The sequence below is a fragment of the Streptococcus mitis genome (assembly GCF_946190065.1).
GTDB lineage: Bacteria > Bacillota > Bacilli > Lactobacillales > Streptococcaceae > Streptococcus > Streptococcus mitis_DE.
The window spans coordinates 13,767-34,542 of the sequence record NZ_CAMHZD010000020.1 but is presented as its reverse complement, the minus strand read 5'-3'; the positions used below and the strand labels follow the sequence as shown (position 1 = coordinate 34,542).

The 20,776-nt window shown below is 40.6% G+C and carries 24 protein-coding genes; 1 reads left to right on the top strand and 23 read right to left on the bottom strand.

Going from position 1 to position 20,776, the window contains the following annotated elements; all coding sequences use genetic code 11:
- Positions 1 to 107 precede the first annotated feature (107 nt).
- The 20 genes from tkt to tgt all read right to left on the bottom strand — a co-directional run bounded on the left by tkt (position 108) and on the right by tgt (position 17,949).
- Entirely contained in the window at positions 108 to 2,084 is a 1,977-nt protein-coding gene (gene tkt, locus OCF96_RS08765; RefSeq protein ID WP_261446943.1) for a transketolase, read from the bottom strand.
- Between the two features lie 115 nt (positions 2,085 to 2,199).
- Entirely contained in the window at positions 2,200 to 2,823 is a 624-nt protein-coding gene (locus OCF96_RS08760) for a ribonuclease P (protein WP_084926820.1), read from the bottom strand.
- A 50-nt stretch (positions 2,824 to 2,873) separates the two neighbouring features.
- On the bottom strand, positions 2,874 to 3,860 hold the full coding sequence (gene jag, locus OCF96_RS08755) for an RNA-binding cell elongation regulator Jag/EloR (RefSeq protein ID WP_084926819.1): 987 nt from the start codon (positions 3,858 to 3,860) through the stop codon (positions 2,874 to 2,876).
- Between the two features lie 17 nt (positions 3,861 to 3,877).
- Positions 3,878 to 4,702 carry a membrane protein insertase YidC gene (locus tag OCF96_RS08750; protein ID WP_205008227.1) on the bottom strand — a complete coding sequence of 275 codons (825 nt, stop codon included), beginning with the start codon at positions 4,700 to 4,702 and terminating at the stop codon, positions 3,878 to 3,880.
- A complete protein-coding gene (gene rnpA, locus OCF96_RS08745) occupies positions 4,677 to 5,048 on the bottom strand; it encodes a ribonuclease P protein component (RefSeq protein ID WP_033688042.1) in 372 nt (123 codons plus the stop codon). Before rnpA ends, OCF96_RS08750 begins: the two co-directional genes overlap by 26 nt.
- Before the next feature lie 149 nt (positions 5,049 to 5,197).
- Positions 5,198 to 6,388 carry an acetate kinase gene (locus tag OCF96_RS08740; protein WP_261446942.1) on the bottom strand — a complete coding sequence of 397 codons (1,191 nt, stop codon included), beginning with the start codon at positions 6,386 to 6,388 and terminating at the stop codon, positions 5,198 to 5,200.
- Positions 6,389 to 6,438: 50 nt separating this feature from the next.
- Positions 6,439 to 7,392 (bottom strand): class I SAM-dependent methyltransferase, encoded by a 954-nt coding sequence (locus OCF96_RS08735; protein ID WP_261039423.1) that lies wholly within the window; start codon positions 7,390 to 7,392, stop codon positions 6,439 to 6,441.
- Positions 7,393 to 7,452: 60 nt separating this feature from the next.
- Positions 7,453 to 8,037 (bottom strand): class I SAM-dependent methyltransferase, encoded by a 585-nt coding sequence (locus tag OCF96_RS08730; protein WP_261039424.1) that lies wholly within the window; start codon positions 8,035 to 8,037, stop codon positions 7,453 to 7,455.
- 32 nt (positions 8,038 to 8,069) lie between these two features.
- The gene (gene comGG, locus OCF96_RS08725) at positions 8,070 to 8,483 is read right to left on the bottom strand and encodes a competence type IV pilus minor pilin ComGG (protein ID WP_261446941.1); all 414 of its coding nucleotides are present in this window, start codon (positions 8,481 to 8,483) and stop codon (positions 8,070 to 8,072) included.
- On the bottom strand, positions 8,461 to 8,922 hold the full coding sequence (gene comGF, locus OCF96_RS08720; protein WP_261039426.1) for a competence type IV pilus minor pilin ComGF: 462 nt from the start codon (positions 8,920 to 8,922) through the stop codon (positions 8,461 to 8,463). Before comGF ends, comGG begins: the two co-directional genes overlap by 23 nt.
- Positions 8,885 to 9,187: a competence type IV pilus minor pilin ComGE gene (gene comGE / locus OCF96_RS08715; protein WP_261446940.1), complete on the bottom strand. Its 303-nt coding sequence runs from the start codon at positions 9,185 to 9,187 to the stop codon at positions 8,885 to 8,887. The genes comGF and comGE overlap by 38 nt, the downstream gene beginning before the upstream one ends.
- A complete protein-coding gene (comGD, locus tag OCF96_RS08710) occupies positions 9,150 to 9,584 on the bottom strand; it encodes a competence type IV pilus minor pilin ComGD (RefSeq protein ID WP_261446939.1) in 435 nt (144 codons plus the stop codon). Before comGD ends, comGE begins: the two co-directional genes overlap by 38 nt.
- A complete protein-coding gene (gene comGC, locus OCF96_RS08705; RefSeq protein WP_000738641.1) occupies positions 9,547 to 9,870 on the bottom strand; it encodes a comG operon protein ComGC in 324 nt (107 codons plus the stop codon). Before comGC ends, comGD begins: the two co-directional genes overlap by 38 nt.
- A gap of 1 nt (position 9,871) precedes the next feature.
- A complete protein-coding gene (comGB, locus tag OCF96_RS08700) occupies positions 9,872 to 10,888 on the bottom strand; it encodes a competence type IV pilus assembly protein ComGB (RefSeq protein ID WP_261446947.1) in 1,017 nt (338 codons plus the stop codon).
- Positions 10,836 to 11,777, bottom strand: coding sequence for a competence type IV pilus ATPase ComGA (gene comGA, locus OCF96_RS08695; protein WP_261446938.1), 942 nt, complete (start codon positions 11,775 to 11,777; stop codon positions 10,836 to 10,838). The genes comGB and comGA overlap by 53 nt, the downstream gene beginning before the upstream one ends.
- A 76-nt stretch (positions 11,778 to 11,853) precedes the next feature.
- Positions 11,854 to 12,219 (bottom strand): DUF1033 family protein, encoded by a 366-nt coding sequence (locus OCF96_RS08690; protein WP_050225212.1) that lies wholly within the window; start codon positions 12,217 to 12,219, stop codon positions 11,854 to 11,856.
- A 146-nt stretch (positions 12,220 to 12,365) separates the two neighbouring features.
- Positions 12,366 to 13,424, bottom strand: coding sequence for a zinc-dependent alcohol dehydrogenase family protein (locus OCF96_RS08685; RefSeq protein ID WP_261034253.1), 1,059 nt, complete (start codon positions 13,422 to 13,424; stop codon positions 12,366 to 12,368).
- A gap of 161 nt (positions 13,425 to 13,585) precedes the next feature.
- A complete protein-coding gene (nagA, locus tag OCF96_RS08680; RefSeq protein ID WP_261446937.1) occupies positions 13,586 to 14,737 on the bottom strand; it encodes an N-acetylglucosamine-6-phosphate deacetylase in 1,152 nt (383 codons plus the stop codon).
- A gap of 151 nt (positions 14,738 to 14,888) precedes the next feature.
- Complete coding sequence (locus OCF96_RS08675) at positions 14,889 to 16,706, bottom strand: acyltransferase family protein (RefSeq protein WP_261014606.1); 1,818 nt, start codon at positions 16,704 to 16,706, stop codon at positions 14,889 to 14,891.
- 100 nt (positions 16,707 to 16,806) lie between these two features.
- Positions 16,807 to 17,949 (bottom strand): tRNA guanosine(34) transglycosylase Tgt, encoded by a 1,143-nt coding sequence (tgt, locus tag OCF96_RS08670; RefSeq protein ID WP_001285237.1) that lies wholly within the window; start codon positions 17,947 to 17,949, stop codon positions 16,807 to 16,809.
- 116 nt (positions 17,950 to 18,065) lie between these two features.
- Here tgt and OCF96_RS08665 point away from each other — a divergent pair, with 116 nt between their 5' ends.
- Positions 18,066 to 18,923, top strand: a complete 858-nt coding sequence (locus OCF96_RS08665; RefSeq protein ID WP_261446936.1) for a DUF975 family protein — start codon at positions 18,066 to 18,068, stop codon at positions 18,921 to 18,923.
- 26 nt (positions 18,924 to 18,949) lie between these two features.
- On the opposite strand, the gene pcp is transcribed toward OCF96_RS08665, so the two are convergent.
- From pcp to OCF96_RS08650, 3 genes are all read right to left on the bottom strand, one after another.
- A complete protein-coding gene (pcp, locus tag OCF96_RS08660; RefSeq protein WP_261446935.1) occupies positions 18,950 to 19,594 on the bottom strand; it encodes a pyroglutamyl-peptidase I in 645 nt (214 codons plus the stop codon).
- A gap of 111 nt (positions 19,595 to 19,705) precedes the next feature.
- Positions 19,706 to 20,068: a DUF1304 domain-containing protein gene (locus tag OCF96_RS08655; protein WP_049521866.1), complete on the bottom strand. Its 363-nt coding sequence runs from the start codon at positions 20,066 to 20,068 to the stop codon at positions 19,706 to 19,708.
- A gap of 10 nt (positions 20,069 to 20,078) precedes the next feature.
- Positions 20,079 to 20,504 carry a MarR family winged helix-turn-helix transcriptional regulator gene (locus OCF96_RS08650; RefSeq protein WP_049521867.1) on the bottom strand — a complete coding sequence of 142 codons (426 nt, stop codon included), beginning with the start codon at positions 20,502 to 20,504 and terminating at the stop codon, positions 20,079 to 20,081.
- Positions 20,505 to 20,776: the final 272 nt, after the last annotated feature.

The window sequence follows — 20,776 nt, the reverse complement described above, 5'->3', positions numbered from 1 at the left end:
TTTGTCTTTTACATAGGACTACTATATCAAATTTCAGTTACTTTTACAAGATTGTACCTTACTTTTCTAGTAAGAAAAAACCAGAGCTTGCGCCCTGATTTTTAGAATTATTTCAAGTTTTGAACGACTTTTACAAGATTTTCAACTGTAAAGCCATATTCTGCCAATACTTTTGGTGCTGGTGCAGAGGCTCCGAAGGTATCAATACCAAGAACAGCACCATCTAGACCAACATATTTGTACCAGTTTTGACTTGCACCCATTTCGACTGCAACACGACGGCGAACTGCATTTGGAAGAATTTCTTCCTTGTATGCTGCATCTTGTTTATCAAAGACATCTGTAGATGGCATGCTGACTACGCGGACTTTTGCGCCTTGACTAGCCAATTCTTTGGCAGCTGAGACAGCAAGATTGACCTCTGAACCTGTTGCAATCAAGATGGTATCAAAGTCTGCTGCATTTTCATAGACAACATAGGCACCTTTTGCAACCTTGTCGAAGTCTGTCCCTTCTTCAACAGTCAAGTTTTGACGGGTCAAGACAAGGGCAGTTGGTGTTTTTTCGCTTGTCACTGCAAGGTACCAAGCTGCTTGCGTTTCACGCGCATCTGCTGGACGGAAAACATTTAGATTTGGCATAGCACGAAGACCTGCTAAGTGCTCAACTGGTTCGTGAGTCGGACCGTCTTCCCCAACCGCGATTGAATCGTGGGTAAAGACATAAGTCACAGGAAGTCCTTGCAAGGCTGACAAGCGGACAGCTGCCTTCACATAGTCAGAGAAGACGAAGAAAGTTCCACCGTATACACGAAGTCCACCATGAAGGGCCATACCGTTCAAGATCGTTCCCATTGCAAATTCACGAACACCAAACTGAATGTTACGGTTCAAGCGATTGGCATCGTCTTGAAGTCCGTCAGTCTTGATATAAGTCATGTTCGAGTGAGCTAGGTCAGCTGATCCACCTAGGAAGGTTGGTAACTTAGCTGCCACAACATTCAAGGCATCTTGGCTTGAATTACGAGTTGCTTGAGAGAAGCCATTTTCTAATGCTGGGAAGTCTGCTGGAGTCACTTCAACTGGATCACGTCCATCAATAATAGCTTCTACTTCTGCAGCCAATTCTGGGTGAGCTTCTTTATAATCAGCAACTAATTTTGTCCAAGCTTCATAAGCTGATGCGCCACGGTCTGCAACATTTTCTTTGAAATCAGCATATACTTGTTCTGGGATTTCAAATGGTTCGTAGTCCCAACCAAGGGCTTGACGAGTTGCTGCAGTTTCATCTGCTCCAAGAGGGGCACCGTGTACAGCATTAGTTCCTTGTTTGTTTGGAGAACCGTATCCAATAACCGTCTTCACTTCAATCAAAGATGGTTTACCTGAAGCTTTAGCTGCTTCGATAGCAGCATGGATTGCTTCTAAATCTGTTCCATCTTCAACCAAGGCAGTATGCCAACCGTAGGCGTTGTAACGGTCACGAACGCTTTCAGTGAAGGAATCCTTTGTCTCACCATCCAAGTTGATGTCATTTGAATCATAAAGGACAACCAACTTGTCTAGTTTTTGCAAGCCTGCATATGAAGCCGCCTCACTTGAGACACCTTCCATCAAATCTCCGTCTCCACAGATAACGTAAGTATAGTGGTCAAAGATATTGTAGCCTTCGCGGTTATATTTGGCTGCCAAGAAACGTTCTGCTTGGGCAAAACCAGTAGCAGTTGAAATCCCTTGACCTAAAGGACCTGTTGTAGCATCAATTCCTGCTGTATGACCAAATTCTGGGTGACCTGGTGTTTTTGAACCCCATTGACGGAAGCTCTTAATCTCATCCATGCTGACATCTTCAAAACCAGAAAGGTGAAGAAGGGCATAAAGGAGCATTGAACCATGACCAGCTGAAAGAATAAAGCGGTCGCGGTTAATCCAGTTTGGTTGAGCTGGATTGATACGAAGTTGTTTTGTAAAGAGGCTGTAAGCCATCGGAGCCGCTCCCATAACCACACCTGGGTGACCTGAGTTGGCTTTGTTGATAGCGTCAATACCTAGGAAACGGATTGCATTAACAGAGAGATTTGACATAGAATTTCCTTTCTATTTGAGGTGATTATTGAATCACACATTCTATTTTACTATTATATGAAAAAATACATAGAATAGCAATTAAACAATTCGACGTAAATAAGTATTCTATTTGCTATCCTCTAGTAGCCTGATAATAGGGAAGTAAGCGTTCATAAGCATCTTCTAATTTTTCTAAAATCACTTCTAATGATTGATTTTCAATAAAAGAAACATCTGCTTTAACTAACACTTTTCGAACTTCCTGACTTCTCAACTTCTCACGTAAAGTACGACGATTTTCTTCGTTCACCTCCCACCGTTGACTTTGACCATCAGAGTAGGCTAGATAATAAATCCCTTCAACGGTTGGAATTTCTAAAACTTTGGCCTGCTTGCCTAAAGTTTGCTCATCTTTCTTGCGTTCGATAAAACTAACTTCTAGTGAGACTCCAAAATCAGAAGGATTCCCGTACAAACGTAAGGCTAGCATAGGCTCTGTCACTTGTCCTTCTCTCTGTAGATAGACCCAGAAATGTGGTCGCAAACGCTGCGCTTGATTCATCCACTGACTAGTTTGTTGGAGTTGCCATTCTGGATGATTTGCCTGAAAGGCTTTAGCCAATTCTGTAAAAGCCTTTCGGGCCTCTTGGCCTTTGTGGCGGAATTCCAGCATCTTCTCTCGTTCTTCTCCCGCTTTATCAGGATTACGGTACTGTAAACCAGCAAAGTCTAGATAGTCTCTTATCTTATTCAACATTAATTTAATCTCCTCCAGCTAGCAAAAAATCAGGAGAACCCTGATTTTGTTTATTCTGTATCTACAACGACATAGCGATTTGGCTCATCACCCTCAGAGTAACTAGTCACGCCATCCATACGTGAAATAATACGATGAATAATCTTGCGTTCACTATTTGACATAGGATCTGTTTGATGACTACGTCCTTCTTCTAAAACACGAGTCGCCAATTTTTGAGCATAGGTCTGCAAGACTTCTGCACGATGTTCAACATAATCATTGACATTAATAGTAATGTAGAAGGTTCTTGAATAGCGGTTATAAAGATAATTTTGAGCCAATAGTTGCAAGGCCTTCAAAACTTTACCATGATAACCAATAATACGCCCTGGCTCATTTGTATCAATTTGTAAATTGATGCTACGACGGTTATAATCATTTGAAATCGTCGCCTCAACGTCCATATCATCAATGATTGTCTGGACATAAGTCGTTACTTCCGTAGCTACTTGTTCAATGTCAAAGCTCGGTTCCACTTTTAAGCCCAAATCTTCTAATTCTTGACTTTCAGTTTGTTCAGCTTGACTCTCAACAATCGGAGTTTCTATTTCTTCCCCGAAACCAGATTCTTCAAGCTGTAATTCATTTAAAATCTCAATATGCCCAGTTTCTTCTAAAATGGTGTTAGCATGTTTTTCATTTTTCAAAATTTCAGCCTTAACTTCATCAGAAACCCCTTGGCCTTCTTCAATCTTTTTAATTGCTTCTACAACATGCCCTAAATCAACAGTCGCTTGACTGACTGTTTTGACTGGTTCATTTTGTTCGTTAATTTCTTTAGGAACACCCTTTACAGCCTGCTGATTAGCTTTAATGACCGTTGTTTCACTAATAGCTTCAATATCAACTTGAGCTGGTTTTTTACCAAATAAACCAAGAAAGCCATTTTTTTCACGAGAAATGACTTTGATGTGAGCCTTCAGTCTTGGGATATCTAATTCTTTCAATCCTTTCTGGATTGCTTCTTCAACAGTTGAACCTGTAAATACTACCATTACCAGATTCCTCCTTATTATTTCGTTTTCTGAGCCTTTTTCTTGGCTTTTCTTTTTCTATTTTCCAAATCTTTCTGTGCCTGAACTACCGCCTCGCGCTCTGCGATAATCTTGAATGGATTGTTCAAGAAATAGGTTTGCAAGACTTGATAAGCATTGGATACTGTCCAGTATAGGGCGACTCCACCTGGTGCATAAACTGCAAAGATAAAGATCAAGACTGGAATCCCATACATCATCGCAGTCGTAGCGCCATTACGCTCAGACAAAGCCTTGTTGGACAACCAAGTACTTAAAAAGGTAAATACAGCTGCTAAAATCGGAAGAACAAGGGTTGTATCCACACCACCAAGGTTAATCCATAAGAAATGACCTGTCTTTAAAAAGTCAACTCTTGATAGAGCTTGGAACAAGGCCAAGATAACCGGCATCTGAATCAAAATCGGCCAAAGAGAATCTGACTGTCTGACACCCATTTCTTTAAAGACTTTACGCATTTCTTGCTCTAGCTTAGTTCTGCTTTCCATATCTCGACCTGGATATTGTTCTCGAAGCGCCTTAATACGTGGTTGAGCTTCCTGCATTTTTCTGGAAGCCACCATTTGCACTTGAAAGACTGGCAAAAGCAGTGTACGAATCAAGACCGTAAAGAGGATAATCCCCACTCCAATACTGATATCAAATGATAAAAAGCGAATGATTTCAGCAAAGAAGTAAACAAATTTACTCCAAAAATCAGCCGAATCGGCTGTAATATCGCTAGTTGCCCCATTAGTCGCACAGCCTGTCATGATCAATAGGGACAGTCCTAGCAGACTAGTCAACTGTAGTTTCTTTTTCACTCCCATTTCCTTCCTGGTAAATCTTTGATAATTTTAATACGTGGAGTAGATTTTTCTCCATCTCTGCGTATCCCAAGGTTTCGACTCCTTTTCGAGCAATGACAACAAAGTCGACATCTTCTACCAGACCCCCTTTTGCATTCTGGATAATATGTCTAATCCGTCGCTTAATTTGATTTCTAGTGACGGCATTCCCAAGTTTTTTGCTAACTGATAGACCTACTCGAAAATGGTTTTTCTGGTTTTCTAGTTGGTAGACAACAAATTTGCGATTGGCAAAACTTGTCCCTTCCTTGAAAATTGCCTTAAAATCTTTCTCTCTTTTTACACGAAAGTTTTTCTTCAAAACTCAACTCCATCTATTAAATTACTACTATTATACCATATTTTTCAAAAAAGCCAATCATAGCAAGGTTTTGGACATTTCCATCAGAAAAAGAAGCTGGAAAAATCTCTTTTCCAACTCCTTGTACGGAATATTTTTACTAGTTTTACTTATTTTTTCAAGCGTTCAACGTCACGGGCAATAACTAGCTCTTCATCTGTTGGAATAACCAATACACGGATCTTCGCTGCCTCTGTTGAGATGTCTCCTGTCACACCAAAGACGTTCTTTTCTGGGTCAACATCACAACCAAACCAAGAGATACCTGAGATAACATCTTCACGCACATTTGCAGCATTTTCACCGATACCTGCAGTAAAGATAATAGCATCTGCTCCATTTAAGACTGCAAGGTATTGACCGATATGTTTTTGAATACGGTCAACATACATTTCATAAGCCAAAGTGGCATCGTGATCCCCTTCTTTCATAGCAGCAATCACATCACGCATATCACTAGATTTACCTGAAACCCCCATCAGTCCTGATTCACGATTAAGGACGCGACTAATGTCTTCAGGCGTGTTAAAGTCCTCTGTATATTGCATTAAGTAAGGAATGATAGCTGGGTCAATATCTCCTGTACGTGTTCCCATCATCACACCACCAAGTGGAGTGAATCCCATTGAAGTATCAACAGATTGACCACCCTTAACAGCTGTGATAGAAGCTCCATTACCAATATGGCAAGTAATCAATTTCAAGTCTTCTAATGGACGGCCCAAGAGTTTTGCAGCTTCTCCTGCTACAAACTGGTGACTTGTACCGTGGGCACCATATTTACGAACCTTGTTTTCTGTGTAATATTTTGTTGGTAGAGGATAGCGATAAGCTTTCTCTGGCATACTTGTGTGGAACGAAGTATCAAAAACAACTACACTGGTAATGTCTGGCAACAATTCCTTGAAGGCACGAACACCTGCTGCATTGGCTGGATTGTGGAGAGGAGCCAACAAGCTCAACTCTTCAACTTTTTCTAAAACATCTCCCTCAACGACTGTTGATTCTTTGAAATATTCTCCACCTGCAACAACACGATGTCCAACACCTGTAATCTCGTCATAAGCCTTGATAATATCGAAACGAATCAAATCATCCAATAAAATTTTAACAGCTTGTGTATGATTTTCGATATCCAAAATTTGTTGTTCAGAACGGCCATCAAATTTTACAGTTGAAATTGAATCTTTCAAACCGATACGTTCAATCAACCCTTTCGCCAATACTTTTTCTTCTGGCATTAAGTATAATTGCCATTTCAAACTTGAACTTCCTGCATTGATTGCAATTGTTTTTGTCATAACATGATACCCCTTTTTAAGCGTTTTCATCTATTATAACAAAATCTATTTTATATTTCAGTACCTTGAGTCCATTTTTGAAAATTTTCTTTAAATTTCATTAAAACACTTGCATCTTGCAAGCTAGCAAGCGGATAAACAAAAGGATCTACTGCTGTTTCACTTTTCTTCTGTAAGATAAAAATCGTCTTGGATTGTTTAGCACTGGCAAAAAGATTTTCAGGCAGACTGATCATGGCAACCAGACTCGCTTCCTCTTTCAACCACCCTTTCAACAAATCACTCTGAGGACTGGTCAACAAATCACTCGGAGAGAGAAAAATAGCGTATCCATCTGACTTGAGATACTTAAGGCCTTGTTCCATGAGCAAGTGATGGGCGTAAGTATGTTCTTGGCTAGAAGCAACTTGATGACGCGACGCAACGGCGTCATCAGGATAATAGCCAACAGGCAAGTCGCTGATGACCACGTCGCTTTCTTTGAGCATTTGTGGACGAACGGCATCTCCTTGGACAAAGCCAGCCTGCAAACCAATTACATCTGCCATACTAGCCGCCAAATCAATCAGTAAATCATCCACTTCCATTCCCAAGTAATCCACCTTTTTATCAAGCGAGGTCAAGAAAGTAGCGCCTAGAATTCCCATCCCAGAACCCATTTCGAGGACCGTAATCTCCTTCTCTTTAAACAACTCTTCCACAATAAACACCAAAAGTAAAGCAATAACATCCGGTGTAAATTGGTGATTGGCCTGTAGGGGCTCTGTCTGCCCAGCCTTCATCAAGAGAAACTGGTAGGTCTTGAGCCATTCTTCTTTGCGAAGCGCTAAGCGTTTAAGGGCCTGATTGTTTTCCTTGACCTGCTCTAACTCAGTCTCACCATCCAAATAGATGCTATTTTGCTCCACCAAGGCGTCATAAAAGTTGGTCGCCAAGTCACTTTGGATGCCTTGGACATTCTCTAGTAAATAAGTATAAGCTTGTTCAATTTTTTCAAAATCCATATTCCTATCTTATCAAATTTCCATTCTTTTTTCCATCCTTATAGAAAAATCACTCCCTGACTAGGCGAGTGATTTTTGGGCTACTGTTAAAAAGAGTTCTGAGTAATTTCCTTGAAACAGGTCTTCAGCGCTATAGAGGATCTGACTATGCACAGATGAAAAACCAAACTGGGTTAGCTTGTTTTCCAGTTCAACCAATTCAAATCCATGATGGTTAGCTTCTGTCTTGGTAAAATCAGCAAGTAGGAGTTGTCCATCTTCCTTCAAATGTTGATGAAACAGTGAGAGAGCTGCATCCAAATCAATATGGTGAAGAACCCGACTAACGACAATAATATCAAACTCTTGCTTCAAGGGATTTTCCAATAAATCTTGCTCCATAAACTGGATATTCTTGATGTCTTGCTGCTCCGCTTTCAAACGAGCTTGCTCCAGCATTTTCTCAGAAATGTCTACAAGAGTGACAGACTTAGCCTGCTTGGCTAGAGGCAAGGCTAATAGACCCGTCCCTCCACCGAAATCCAGAATTTCTTTGTCTGATAGAAGATCGATCTGTTTCTCGACCGCTTGACAAACCAAGTTTGCGAGGAAGATGTTTTTAGGAGAATCGAAAGTTTCTGCTTTGTGATTAAAATCATGTTTCATGCTTTTAGTTTAGCACAAAGTATCTTAATTGGCTAGGAATTCTCTTTCTTTTCAGACTTCTTTTCTGATTTTTTCTTCTCCGCTTTTTCGATTGGATCAGTCGCTACCTCTTCCTTTTTATCCGTTTTCTCTTCTTTGATTTTGACTGAAGGAAATAAGAACTCATATTGGCTCCTCGGCGTGCGAACCCTTGTCACCAAGTTTGTTTTCTTATTTTGATAGCTCACCTGACCCAGATTAAAGGCCTGTTCCCCACTTTCTTGCTCAACCTTATCTTTGGCTCGTTTTGCCATGGCAAAAGCGACCAGCTTTTCTTTATTTAAAGCGTAGTCTTGATAGTGGGTGACTTGTCGATTCAAATAAAATTGTAACAAAAGACTAAAGATGGCTGCCATAGTGACTGCATAGAGGAGAACACTTGCCTTAACTTTTTTCTTTTTCCACACGATATATGAACTCCCTTTCTAAGCCTTTTTGGAACTGGAAATGAAAACGCACCAACTGATTGTCCTCTGTAATCTGCGCAGATTTGAGTCCATAAATCATAGGCTGATATCCTCGTCCACTGGCATCTGTTTTACGAAAATCGTCTGACTTGGACTTACCGATAGCGATGTCCTTGCCATCCTGCTTCATATAAATGCGATTGCCTTCCACTTTTTCAAACTGCGAACGGTCTAATTCTGCCTCCAACTGGTCCACAAACAGGAGCCACTCCTTTTGGTCGCTTTGCTGCTGATAGCGAACTTCTGAAATGAGAAGCTGACTCATGGCCTGAAAGAGGAGTAAGCTTCCACTGATGACAATAAGGGCGATCAGGGATTCTAATAAGGTAAAGGCCTTGACCTTATGGCTCTTTGATCGCCAACAACTGTTCTGAACCATGGTAGACCTCCAATCCCTTTTCACTAGAAAACACCTGAATCTCAACTCCATTTATGTTTACCTGATTTTGACCTGTCTGTAAGGCCATCTTAGCTACCCTCAAGACTTCTTCCTTTTGCAAGATTTTTGCTTCTTCTTGCCTATTTTTATGAATTTGTCCCAAAAGTAGAGTCGCAATGCTGGCAAAGATAGCTAGAGCGACTACTGCTTCCAGTAAAATCACTGCCCTAATTTTTTGTTTCCTTAATGCGTTTAATTTTTCCATTTCCTAGATATAATTGATAACGAATCATTCCTTTACTGGTCTGAAATTCAACCTTAGCCAGAGACGAATTGCCCCCAGCTCGGTCAAATGTGATACTTTGTCGCGATGGTGCCTGAATTCCTTTAGGAACTGTCAGCTTTTGACTGCCGTTAGTGATTGTCTGCCCATCTAAGTTCAGACTAGTCTTTTGCTGACTAGCTACACTGCGTTTTTGGGTTTCCCGATAGAGTTCTTCAAACTCCATAAAGAAAATCTGTTCCTCTACCGCCGCAAAAGTGGACTGAACAGAGCCGGACAAGCCCAAGGCAAGGATACTCACAAGACCCAAAACCAATAGGCTTTCCAGCATGGTAAAGGCCTTAATCTGCAACGGTTTGACTGGTATTTTGTTTAGCATGGTATTCTTTATAAGCTTTAGCCTGTTCTTCTGTGATTCGCCCATCTGCTTGTAACTTACTTAGGCTAGCATCTTCATTTTTATCTAAGCTATAAAGCTCTGCCTGGCTTTCTACCACCTTAACAACAGCAGCTTTTCCTTTGTCGTTGACTGCTTCTTTTTGCTTGGTCAGATTAGGTACAAAGAGCAAGAGAAGCACGCTGATGATGAGCAAGACCACCAACATCTCCACAAGTGTGAAAGCTTTCACCTTCGCTTTTTTCAAGAATGTCATCATTTTTTTCATTTTAAAAATTTACCTCCATATTTTGATACATGGGCATGAGCATTGCCGCATAAAGTAAAACGATAATCAGAGCCACAAAGATAAAGACCAGTGGCTGCACCAGATTCATGGTGCGATTGACTCGGGTAAAAAAGGCTTCCCAAGTTTTTTCAGCATAGATTTCCAACTCACTACCCAGCTTGGACTTGACTTCTCCATACTCGATAATGAGGCTCAACTCCTTTTTAAAAAAAGGATAAGTTGCTATGGTTTGAGAAAATTCCCGACCATTTTGTAGGGATTGAGCTAAGTCTTGACCGATTTCTTTAAAGAGTTGGGAACCTTGTTCCTGCATCATCTGAAAAATCTGCGTCAACTCCATCCCCTGCGAAATCATATTGCCCCATTCACGCGCATAGTAAGCTGTCAGATAGGTCTGCACAAAAATTCCAAAGAAGGGAAAACGTGCTAAGATAGAAAAGACCCGCATCTTAGAGCTTCTTTTATAAAAAGTGAGTGCTAAAAGAATACCTACTGAAACAAACCCTACCATTCCTAGAAAGATTTGTGGCAGATTGCCGATAATTTGGGTGGCAATATTGCTACTATCCAGTTGTGGTAGTAGGTAGTTACGCAGTCCCAGCATAATTAAGAGAAGAAAGCCCAGCAAAATCAAGGGATAGGTCGCTACTTCAATTAATTTTTTCTTGACCTTGGCCAGATTGTCTAGATACTCTTCTATTTTTCCCAAACTCAGGTGGAGATTTCCATGAACTTCAGCTAGGGATAACTGAGTGACAATGGCACTTGAAAAGCCCAAACTTTCCATCATTTCTGAGAATGATTTCCCCTGAGACAAACCTGTGCGCATCTGGGTCACGCACTGCTTGTCCAACAAGGCACTCCTATCTAAAAAGGAGATTGTCTCCACCAGATGAAAACCGCTAGAAAAGAGATTGTTAAACAGGGTGATGATATTTTTTTGTTTAACTGTAGCTAATTTTTTCCGTTTCAGCCTGAAAACTTGTGATATGTCCATCTTTAAGAAGCTGGTCAATCTGTTCATTCCAGCTAGTTGGCTGGTGTTCTTGATAGTCTTTGTTTGCAAAGTCAACAATTCCTCCTCCCCCGATCAATCTCTGATAGCAGACTCCTTGCAGAACGACTGCCAATTCCTCCTCACTCACACCCAACTCCAACAGGCGTTCATAAACACCTCGGATACTCTTGGCATGAATGGTTGAAAAGACTGTCGCCCCTGTCAGACTGGCTCTGACCACTGCACGCGCTGTCTCGCTGTCCCGAATTTCTCCGATAATCAAGAGATCAGGACGATGACGCAAGGAAAGTTTGATTAGATTTTCATAGGTTAGTCCAATCGCTTCATTCAACTGTAATTGGAGCATATCCTCTTGTTTGATTTCTACCGGATCTTCAATGGACATGACTTGCTGTCCTTTAAAGAGGGACTTGACCAATTCGTGCATCAAGGTTGTCTTACCACTCCCAACTGGACCAGCAAAAAGATAGAGTCCTCGTTGCCTGTACTGCTTGCCCAATTCTTCAATATCCTGAAACCAAAAATGCAAATCCTGCTCCTCATCGTGCAACAAGCGAATAACTAAACTCTCATGCCCTCGATAATCGCCTACGGTAGATAAACGTAGGGACGCCATCTTATCGCAATAGGCATAATCGCAGGAACCCAGCTGACTACGTCGCTTTTCCCCTACATTCATACCAGCCACAAACTTGAAATGACTGATGACGGCCGCAAATTTTTCAAAATCATAACAACCAATTTTACAACGCTCGTCTCCTACCCTCATATGAAGCTCATAGGCGTCGAGCTTAGGGACAAAATAAATATCCTGCGCCCCTTTTTTCCGGGCCGAACGAATAATTTCTTGTGCAATTTCTTGAACCATACTTACCTCCTCACCTATACTATTCGCAAAGATTTGGAAAAAATAAAAAAGCAACTCCCAAAAAGTTACTTTTTCTCTATTTTAATTTCATACGGCAAGAACGATGCCTTTCCTGACCAGTTTGTTTTTCATAGCCTGGGCGTAGTTTTTCATCTGGAATAACCTGCTCATCCTGCAAAAGAGCCAAAGAATGGTATTGTTGTAAATACTCATCACATTCATCGCACCAGCGTTGGTCTTCTGGGTCCCAAAAAATGGTCATCAAGTCGCTTCTGCTTTTATAAAGAGGGGATTCTTGTTCCAATCTAAACCAGCAAGTTTTGTAGTATTTGAGAGCATCATAATACTGGTCAAATTTTCTACTTGCTACAATATCTTCTTCCCAACCTTCTAAGAACCACCACGGTTCAAAATCTCCGTACATTTCTATAACACGATACATATTCATTCCTCTGTACCGTATATTATAACCAATTCTGCCAAACAAGGAAAGTAAAATGCTCATTTCTTAATTTTTTTGATAAAAAATCCAGCCATCCTATGATGACTGAATTTCTATTTGCTTATGTTCCAAAATCTTGTTACTACCTAGGCTTCAGAAATATCGTTTTCGATAATGACTTTGATTGCATGGTGGTCTGCTGCTTTACTGAAAACTTCATAAGCTTTTTCAATTTCACTGAGTTTGAAATAATGAGTTACCAATTTTTCTGGTTCAATCTTATGACTTTCAAGAGCTTTCAACAATTGTGGAGTGGTATTTGTAGATACCAAACCAGTTGTTACATTGATGTTGCGAATCCAAAGTTTGTCCAAATCGAATTCGACTGGTTTACCATGCACACCACAGTTGGCAACCGTTCCGTCTACACCGATAATCTTTTGACAGAAATCAAATGTTGCAGGAATACCAACAGCTTCGATAGCAACATCCACACCACGACCATCTGTCAAATCATAAATTTCTTTAATGGCTTTTTCAGGGTCTGAAGAATTAATCTTATGAGTCGCACCAAATGATAGGGCAGTTTCCAAGCGGTTATCGTCTAAGTCCACCATAATCAATTTAGCTGGTGAATAGAATTGAGCTGTCAAAAGAGCTGCTAAACCAACTGGACCTGAACCAATAATGGCTACGCTGCAACCAGGTTCTACTTTCCCTTTTAAGACACCAATTTCATATCCAGTAGGCAGAATGTCTGATAGCATAACCAAGGCTTCGTCTGACAAGTCTTCTGGAGTATGGTAAAGAGTGTTATCTGCATGAGGGACACGTAGATATTCAGCCTGCATACCATCAATCAAGTGACCGAAAATCCAGCCCCCTTCGTCTTCACAATGGGCATAAATTCCTTTTTTACAGTAGTAGCATTTACCACAGGCACAGACACAAGAAATCAAGACCTTATCGCCTTTTTTGAAGTTCGAAACTCCTTCCCCAACTTCTTCAACAATCCCAATCCCTTCGTGGCCAAGAATGGTACCACTTTGGCAAGCAGGAACATCCCCTTTGATAATATGGAGGTCTGTTCCACAAATAGTAGTTTTTACGATACGCACAATAGCGTCTGTTGGCTTGCGAATAACTGGTTTGTCTACATCAACAAAAGAAGCAAGTCCTGGTTTAACATAAGTATAGGCTTTCATAAAGCACTCCTCCGTTTTTTATTTGTACTATTTATAATATAATTGTAAGCCTTTTCATTTGTTTGTTCAAGATTTTTTGTGATTTTTTTAACTTTTTTATTTACCGGTAAAGTAATATAGATAAAAAAGCAGAAGCTAATCTCTAACTTCTGCTTTCTATCTTATGCTTGATAACGTTTCACACCATCTAGGTAGGTTGCTACCAATTCCAAATCTTTATCTAGTACGATAAAGTCCGCATCATAGCCTTCACAGATTTGACCACAGACATCGTCAATGTGAACAGATTTAGCTGGGTTGAGGCTGGCCATCATGACTGCTTCATGCGGATTCGCAATACCCCACTCGACTACATTTCTCATACCATCTTTAAGTTTGAGGATAGAACCTGCCAAATTACCAGTAGATTTGAGACGTGCAGTTCCATTTGCTACTACAACAGGGAATTCTCCCAACATATAGTCACCGTCTTCAAGCCCACCAGCTGTCATACAGTCCGTAATAAGAGCGATGTTTTCTGTCCCCTTTTGCTTAAGTAAAATCTCACAAGCTTTTGGATCTACGTGATAACCATCACAAATCAATTCTGCGTAAGTATGTGGGAGCTCATACATAGCTCCTACCATACCTAGTTCGCGGTGTGTTAAACCACGCATCCCATTATAGGCATGTACCCATACACTAGCTCCAGCATCAACTGCCTTCTTAGCTTGTTCAAATGTCGCATCTGAGTGTCCAAGTGCAACTGTCACACCTTCACCTGTAATAGTACGTACAAAATCTTCCACCCCATCACGTTCTGGTGCAATAGCGATTTTATTTAGCATCCCTTTTGCAGCATCCTGCCAAGAATGAAACTCCTCAACACCCGGGTCTCTCATATAAGTTGGATTTTGTGCCCCCTTAAAAGTTTCTGTGAAATATGGACCTTCATAATAAATCCCACGAATCTTAGCACCTGTTGCTTCTTTATAATGGTTTCCAAGATTTTCAGTGACTGCAAGCAATTGCTCATAAGTGGCTGTTAAAGTTGTGGGCAAGAAACTGGTAACACCGGTACTAAGAAGTCCTTCACTCATAGTATGCAATGTACCTTCAATGTTGTTGTCCATCACATCTACACCTGCATATCCATGAATATGAGTATCCACAAGACCTGGTGCAATGCTATAACCAGTATAGTCAAGAACCTCTGCTCCTTCAGGAATTTGATCCACATGTTTCCCAAATTTGCCATCAACAAGTTCTAAGTACCCACCGCGACGAATGCCAAATGGATAGAAAAACTGATCCGCTTTAACGTAATTAGGCATAATAATGACCTCCTTAAAAGATTACTTTTGATATTTATTATGTCAATTACATTATAAACCTTTCTGATTCATTTGTAAATGGTATAGACCTATTTTTTAGAGATATTTTAAAAGAGCTGGATTTCTCCAACTCTTCTCTTTTTAATACAAGTTATTTTGATTTGACTGGCTTGTCTTGAGCTGTTTGCAAGGCTGTAGCAATGGTATCTGCATACAATTTAGCTCCTGCTTCAATCTTACTATTGTCACTTCCAAAATGGACTTGGTCTGTTCCAGTCCAGATCTCTGGATGCTCTTTCGCAACTTGGTTCCAATCTGCTATCGTGATGTAAGGAGTCTTCTCTGCCAATTCTCTCATATAGGCAGCCTCTTTCTCAACGATTGCATAGGTCTCTTTTGTCTTATCTCCCTCATAAGGAGTCACCAAAACCATATGGTGGCCCTTAGGAAGATTTTTTACGATACTATCCCAGTCTTCCTTGTAATTTTCAGGATTATTTACCCCAGTTGCAATAACCACCATCTTTGGTAGAAATTTATTCTGGCTATTGTTGAGCATGATTTCGTTGGCGGTCTTGGTTGTTCTGCTGACTTGTGCATTAATCTGTGCTCCAGGAAGGGCTGTCTGCAAGGCTGTATTAGCTCTTAGTGCTACCGAATCACCAATTAACATAGTGCCATCAGCAATTCCTAAACTATCAGCTTCTGCTCGTTCTGTCATCACCTTGGTCTGGCTAATATTTGTTGCAGCTTGCTTCAAGCCATTGACAGTTAAGTCTGTCTCAAAAGCTCCCACTTGTGGTGCCAGCAAAGTTACTAAGAAGACAATGAAGGCCAAGATTCCAGTACTTGCTGCAAGGATTGTGTGAATATGAGGCAGGGGACGAAGGGCTTGTATAATAGGTGTGTTCTTTCCCGCAATCCAAGGTTCCAGCACATAAAATGACAGGCTGGCAAATCCATAAGAAAAAAACAAAGTCAGTAACACAGCAAGAAGATTTGATGTCAACTGTGAGAAAATGATATAGAAAGGCCAATGGAAAAGATAAACCGCATAGCTAGTATCCGCTAAAAAGCTGATCATCTTTGGCTCCTGCATGTTAGGAGTCTTTTCATGTAAGACACGCGCCGCCAGAATCATAGCAAGGGCTGCAAGGCTGGCAAGCAAGAAGCCCATAAGATAGGCAAAGAGATAGGTAAATTTGACAAAGAAGGTCAAAATGAGTAAGAATCCAAAACCTCCTCCAAAAACCAAAAGGGTCTTGCGTAAATCCCAGATTTTATCCAATTGCTTAACTAGGGAAGTCGTCTGACGAACGCCTACAATCGTTGCTAACACACTTCCCAAAAAGAATGGATAGATATGAGTTAAACTGGAGAAGTAAACAGAAGAATAAGAAGTTACTAGAAAACTACCAATAAACATAGAGAAGAAGCTGATCAAGAAGGCAGCAGCAGACAAGAGAAAGACCATTCCCTTCAACTGACCATTTGATTTAGCCTGTTTGGATAAGAACCAAACTGCCAAGCCCCAGAGGATATAGTAGTGAACCTCAACAGCCAAGCTCCAATTATGAACAAACAAATGAGGAATGAACTGAGATTCATAACTTCCTCCTGTTAGAAGTTCATAGAAGTTGGTCATGAAGCCTAAGACACCCGCAATTTGACCCCCAATTCCAGCCACATAATCTTGGCGAACTAGAAAGGTAAAGGGCATGGTTACCAAGACCATCAAAACCACAGGTGGTACGATACGATAAAAGCGTCTCCTAAAAAATCCAACCAAATCAATTTCATGATTTTTAGAAAATTCTTCGATAAGTAGAGCTGTAATCAGGAAACCTGAAAATGTAAAAAAGACATCTACCCCGAAAAATCCTCCAGGAAAGATCGTCTGAAAGAAATGATACAAGAGTACCAAAAGTAAACCTGTAATCCTAATCAAGGAAAACCATTTAATACGCATACGAGTTTATTCTCCCTTTCATTGTACACTTTATTCTATCAAAAAAAGAAGAAAAATCCCAAGAGAAAACTTAGGATTTTTAGCTTATATCTATTCCAGTTTAAAAATTACGGCCTGACTTATTATAGCCATATTTTTCTACAAAATACTCACGGAATTCTAAGAGATTGTCATCCATGATGGCTTGTCGCACTTGCTTCATCAGGTTAAGCAAGAAGTAAAGATTGTGATAGCTAGTCAAGCGGATACCGAAGGTTTCATCAGCCTTGAGCAGGTGACGAAGATAAGCGCGTGTATAGTTCTTACATGTGTAGCAATCACACTCAGGATCTAGTGGCGTAAAGTCCTCAGCAAACTGAGCATTTTTGACAACCAAACGACCTTGACTGGTCATACAAGTTCCATTACGAGCGATACGAGTCGGTAAGACACAGTCAAACATATCCACCCCACGAATCACCCCATCAATCAAGCTATCTGGCGCTCCCACACCCATCAAATAGCGAGGTTTGTTTTCAGGCAACAATTGGGTTGTAAAGTCCAAGACCGCATTCATCTCTTCGTGGGTTTCTCCCACTGCCAAACCACCTATAGAATAACCTGGGAAATCCATGCTGACAAGGTCATGAGCTGATTGGCGACGCAGGTCTTCAAATCCAGCCCCTTGCACAATTCCAAATAACCCTTGGTCATGCGGACGACGATGAGCCTTTAAACCACGCTCAGCCCAACGGCTGGTACGCTCGATTGATTTCTTAACGTAGTCGTATGGTTGATAAAACTGAGGACATTCGTCAAAGGACATCATGATGTCTGAGCCCAGATTGTTCTGAATAGAAATGGCTTTTTCTGGTGATAGGAACATCTTAGAACCATTGAGATGGTTTTTAAAGGTTACCCCTTCTTCTGTGATATTGCGGCTATCTGCTAAGGAATAAACCTGAAAACCACCACTATCTGTCAAAATAGGCTGGTCCCAATTCATGAACTTGTGGAGACCACCTGCGCGTGCGATGAGTTCATCTCCAGGACGAAGCCAGAGATGATAGGTGTTTGACAGGATAATTCCCGAACCCATCTCCTTCAATTCTTCAGGCGACTGAGTTTTGACAGTGGCTTGTGTCCCAACTGGCATAAACATAGGTGTTGGGAAGGTACCGTGGGGAGTGATGATTTCTCCCAGACGAGCTCCTGTGTGTTTTTCTTTCTTAATCAAACGATATTTGATTGGTGAATCTGACATTTTTTACCTCCGAAGCTGGAAAAGACAGTCCCAGTTCATACTTTGTGCCCAAGGGCATACTGTATGATTTTATCAAAAAAAGGAGGAACTGTCACGAACTATGGTATAATGAGAGAATGAAATACCCAAAAATTGATTTAAAAACCGTTCGTCTGCAAGCCAGACAATTTCAGGCTGAAAATCCCCGCCTCTTTCTCGTCTATCTCTTACCTAGCATGCTGGTCATCTTGTCTGGCTTCCTCAATCCCTTAGAGCGTATCAACGAAGCAATTTTAGAACAACCCTTTTTAAGCGTGTTTGGCCATGTATTCCAAGCCTACCTCTTTCCATTATTAGTTTCCTTTATCGGAACAATACTTCTAACCAGTTCAGTCTATACAACACTGAAACTCATCAAGAATCCTGATACAGGACTATCCGTCAAAAATAGTCTCACACTCTTTAACGAAGAGCACTTTTCACAAACCTTTTTGACTCTCCTTCTCAAACGTTTCTATCTCTTCTTATGGAGTATTCCTAGTTTGCTTGGAATTTACTTTCTTTTTTACAGTAGCTTTCTAGCAAAGAAATTCGTTGTCCTTCATCCTGAATTTCCCAATTTGGATCTCTCGTCAATTGAAACCGAGCACTTCCTCATGATCTTTGGTCTTTACTTTCTAGCAAGTATCCTCTTGATGATTATAGGAAATAGTCTCTATATTCCACAATACTATGCCTATTCGCAGGTAGAATTTCTCCTCTGTGACACCCTCGACTTGGGACAAGCCAAACCAGGACAAATCCTTAAAACCAGTCGTTTCCTGATGAAAGGCTACAAATTTCAACGTTTTATTCTAGACCTACAACTCCTTCCTTGGTACTTCCTCAATTGGATTACCTTTGGAATTGCTAGTTTCTCACTCCTACCCTACATTCAAATCAATAAAATAATTTTCTACCGAGCAGTATTGGCTCGAAAACGTCCAAAAGCTTGAAGGTTTTCCCCTCAAGCTTTTTTCTATCAATGAGTTTCTCCACCTACCAACTTGATATCCTGATCCCCATGTTCTATCATGGCGCCGATTGCTGCTTCTATCCCTCGCCTAATATCCACTAAACTCATAGCTGGAGTAGTCGGTCGATTCACCACCTGTTCCATCATATAAGGAATATGCATAAAACCTGCCTTAACATGTGGAAATTTCTTTTCTACCAAATAGAGGACCTGATACATCAAATGATTGCAGACAAAAGTCCCTGCCGTATTGGAAACAGAGGCCGGCAAGCCCTCTTTTTTTATAGCTTGAACCATCGCTTTAATCGGCAAACTGCTAAAGTAGGCCGAAGCACCATCTGGACGAATAGGACGGTCAATCGGTTGATTACCTTCGTTATCCGGGATACGTGCATCGTCTTGATTAATGGCCACTCGTTCAGGCGTCAAGCTAGACCTTCCACCTGCTTGGCCGATACAAAGGACAAAGTCAGGTTGATAACGGTCCATCTCTTCTTCCAATACTTGAGCCGATTTGTGAAAGACTGTCGGCACTTCTAGCCAACGGACCTCAGCACCATGGATTTCAGCTGGTAAACCTTTAATGGCCTCCAAAGCTGGATTGACCTTTTCCCCTCCAAAGGGCTCAAAACCTGTCACTAATACTTTCATTTCTAACTCCTCAAAACAAATTCAATGAGACTTTTTCTTAAAAACAAGTATAACATATTTCCCTTATTCTGGAGTGAAAAGGACTAGAGAGGCTAGAATTGATTTTTGAGTTTATTTAAAGAATAAAATACTAATCAAGGCCAAAATAGCTGGTCCACCTTGCTTCAAAATAATTTTCTTATCTGCTGTTAAAGAACCATAAGCCGCAGCACCAATCACAAATAAAACAAAAATAGTCACAATTTCTAAATTCTGTGAGAAATAAATTCCATACAAGAGAAAGACTCCTAGCAAAGCATTATGAATCCCTTGATTTTTAAACAATGAACTTACTGACGGACGAGCCAGTTCTTCCTTGTCCATGTTAAAGACACGACTAGTCGCTTCTGATTGCGTTGCAATACTTTCCAAATAAAAAATGTAAAAATGTTCGAAAGCAACGATTGTTGCTAAAATGGTTGTCATAATTGACATATTTTTCTCCTTAGATCTCTATATTCTCAATACCCAAAACCAATTTATTTAATAAACGGCTGAGTTCTGTTCTTTCAGACTCTGTTAAGATACTTTCCATCTCTTGCTTAACCTTGATATGCTGCAGAGGTGGATTCACCACTAATTGCTCCTTAGCATACTTCGTAGCCTCTACCAACACTTCTCGCTGATTTTCAGGATTACGATGACGCTCCACCAAACCTTCCTTTTCCAGAATTTTGAAATGTCGGGTCAAAGCAGCCTGATCAATCTTCAAACGCTCCTGAACTCCCATTTGATTACAGGGAGAATTCTCCAGCAAAAACAGTAAAATCTGATACCGTGTCAAACTAATCCCAAGTCTTTTTTCAAACAATTGCGTACTCGCTTGCTCAGACAAGCGGAGTTGATAAAGCAGATCTTGAATCTCTAACATTTCTTCCTTCTTTCTGTTGACTTATCAATAATTGACTAATCAAGTATAATATAAAGTAAAATAGATTGCAAGAATGTTGCTTCAATCATTACAAAATGGTAACTTCCCATTTTCCATTCATATTGATACTCAATGAAAATCAAAGAGCAAACTAGGAAGCTAGCCGCAGGCTATACTTGAGTACGGCAAGGCGAAACTGACGTGGTTTGAAGAGATTTTCGAAGAGTATGACAAAGAAAAAAACGAACGAGAATCGCTTTCTATCACGAAAT

What these genes read in the sequence shown, in the direction of transcription:
- OCF96_RS08675 (WP_261014606.1), bottom strand. Translation starts at nt 16,706, where the DNA reads ATGCGTATTAAATGGTTTTCCTTGATTAGGATTACAGGTTTACTTTTG.
- tkt (WP_261446943.1), bottom strand. Translation starts at nt 2,084, where the DNA reads ATGTCAAATCTCTCTGTTAATGCAATCCGTTTCCTAGGTATTGACGCT.
- OCF96_RS08650 (WP_049521867.1), bottom strand. Translation starts at nt 20,504, where the DNA reads ATGTTAGAGATTCAAGATCTGCTTTATCAACTCCGCTTGTCTGAGCAA.
- pcp (WP_261446935.1), bottom strand. Translation starts at nt 19,594, where the DNA reads ATGAAAGTATTAGTGACAGGTTTTGAGCCCTTTGGAGGGGAAAAGGTC.
- OCF96_RS08690 (WP_050225212.1), bottom strand. Translation starts at nt 12,219, where the DNA reads ATGTATCGTGTTATAGAAATGTACGGAGATTTTGAACCGTGGTGGTTC.
- comGD (WP_261446939.1), bottom strand. Translation starts at nt 9,584, where the DNA reads ATGCTAAACAAAATACCAGTCAAACCGTTGCAGATTAAGGCCTTTACC.
- OCF96_RS08665 (WP_261446936.1), top strand. Translation starts at nt 18,066, where the DNA reads ATGAAATACCCAAAAATTGATTTAAAAACCGTTCGTCTGCAAGCCAGA.
- comGE (WP_261446940.1), bottom strand. Translation starts at nt 9,187, where the DNA reads ATGGAAAAATTAAACGCATTAAGGAAACAAAAAATTAGGGCAGTGATT.
- nagA (WP_261446937.1), bottom strand. Translation starts at nt 14,737, where the DNA reads ATGCCTAATTACGTTAAAGCGGATCAGTTTTTCTATCCATTTGGCATT.
- OCF96_RS08730 (WP_261039424.1), bottom strand. Translation starts at nt 8,037, where the DNA reads ATGAAACATGATTTTAATCACAAAGCAGAAACTTTCGATTCTCCTAAA.
- OCF96_RS08685 (WP_261034253.1), bottom strand. Translation starts at nt 13,424, where the DNA reads ATGAAAGCCTATACTTATGTTAAACCAGGACTTGCTTCTTTTGTTGAT.
- comGA (WP_261446938.1), bottom strand. Translation starts at nt 11,777, where the DNA reads ATGGTTCAAGAAATTGCACAAGAAATTATTCGTTCGGCCCGGAAAAAA.
- OCF96_RS08655 (WP_049521866.1), bottom strand. Translation starts at nt 20,068, where the DNA reads ATGTCAATTATGACAACCATTTTAGCAACAATCGTTGCTTTCGAACAT.
- OCF96_RS08740 (WP_261446942.1), bottom strand. Translation starts at nt 6,388, where the DNA reads ATGACAAAAACAATTGCAATCAATGCAGGAAGTTCAAGTTTGAAATGG.
- comGB (WP_261446947.1), bottom strand. Translation starts at nt 10,888, where the DNA reads ATGGACATATCACAAGTTTTCAGGCTGAAACGGAAAAAATTAGCTACA.
- tgt (WP_001285237.1), bottom strand. Translation starts at nt 17,949, where the DNA reads ATGTCAGATTCACCAATCAAATATCGTTTGATTAAGAAAGAAAAACAC.
- comGF (WP_261039426.1), bottom strand. Translation starts at nt 8,922, where the DNA reads ATGGTTCAGAACAGTTGTTGGCGATCAAAGAGCCATAAGGTCAAGGCC.
- OCF96_RS08760 (WP_084926820.1), bottom strand. Translation starts at nt 2,823, where the DNA reads ATGTTGAATAAGATAAGAGACTATCTAGACTTTGCTGGTTTACAGTAC.
- jag (WP_084926819.1), bottom strand. Translation starts at nt 3,860, where the DNA reads ATGGTAGTATTTACAGGTTCAACTGTTGAAGAAGCAATCCAGAAAGGA.
- OCF96_RS08735 (WP_261039423.1), bottom strand. Translation starts at nt 7,392, where the DNA reads ATGGATTTTGAAAAAATTGAACAAGCTTATACTTATTTACTAGAGAAT.
- comGC (WP_000738641.1), bottom strand. Translation starts at nt 9,870, where the DNA reads ATGAAAAAAATGATGACATTCTTGAAAAAAGCGAAGGTGAAAGCTTTC.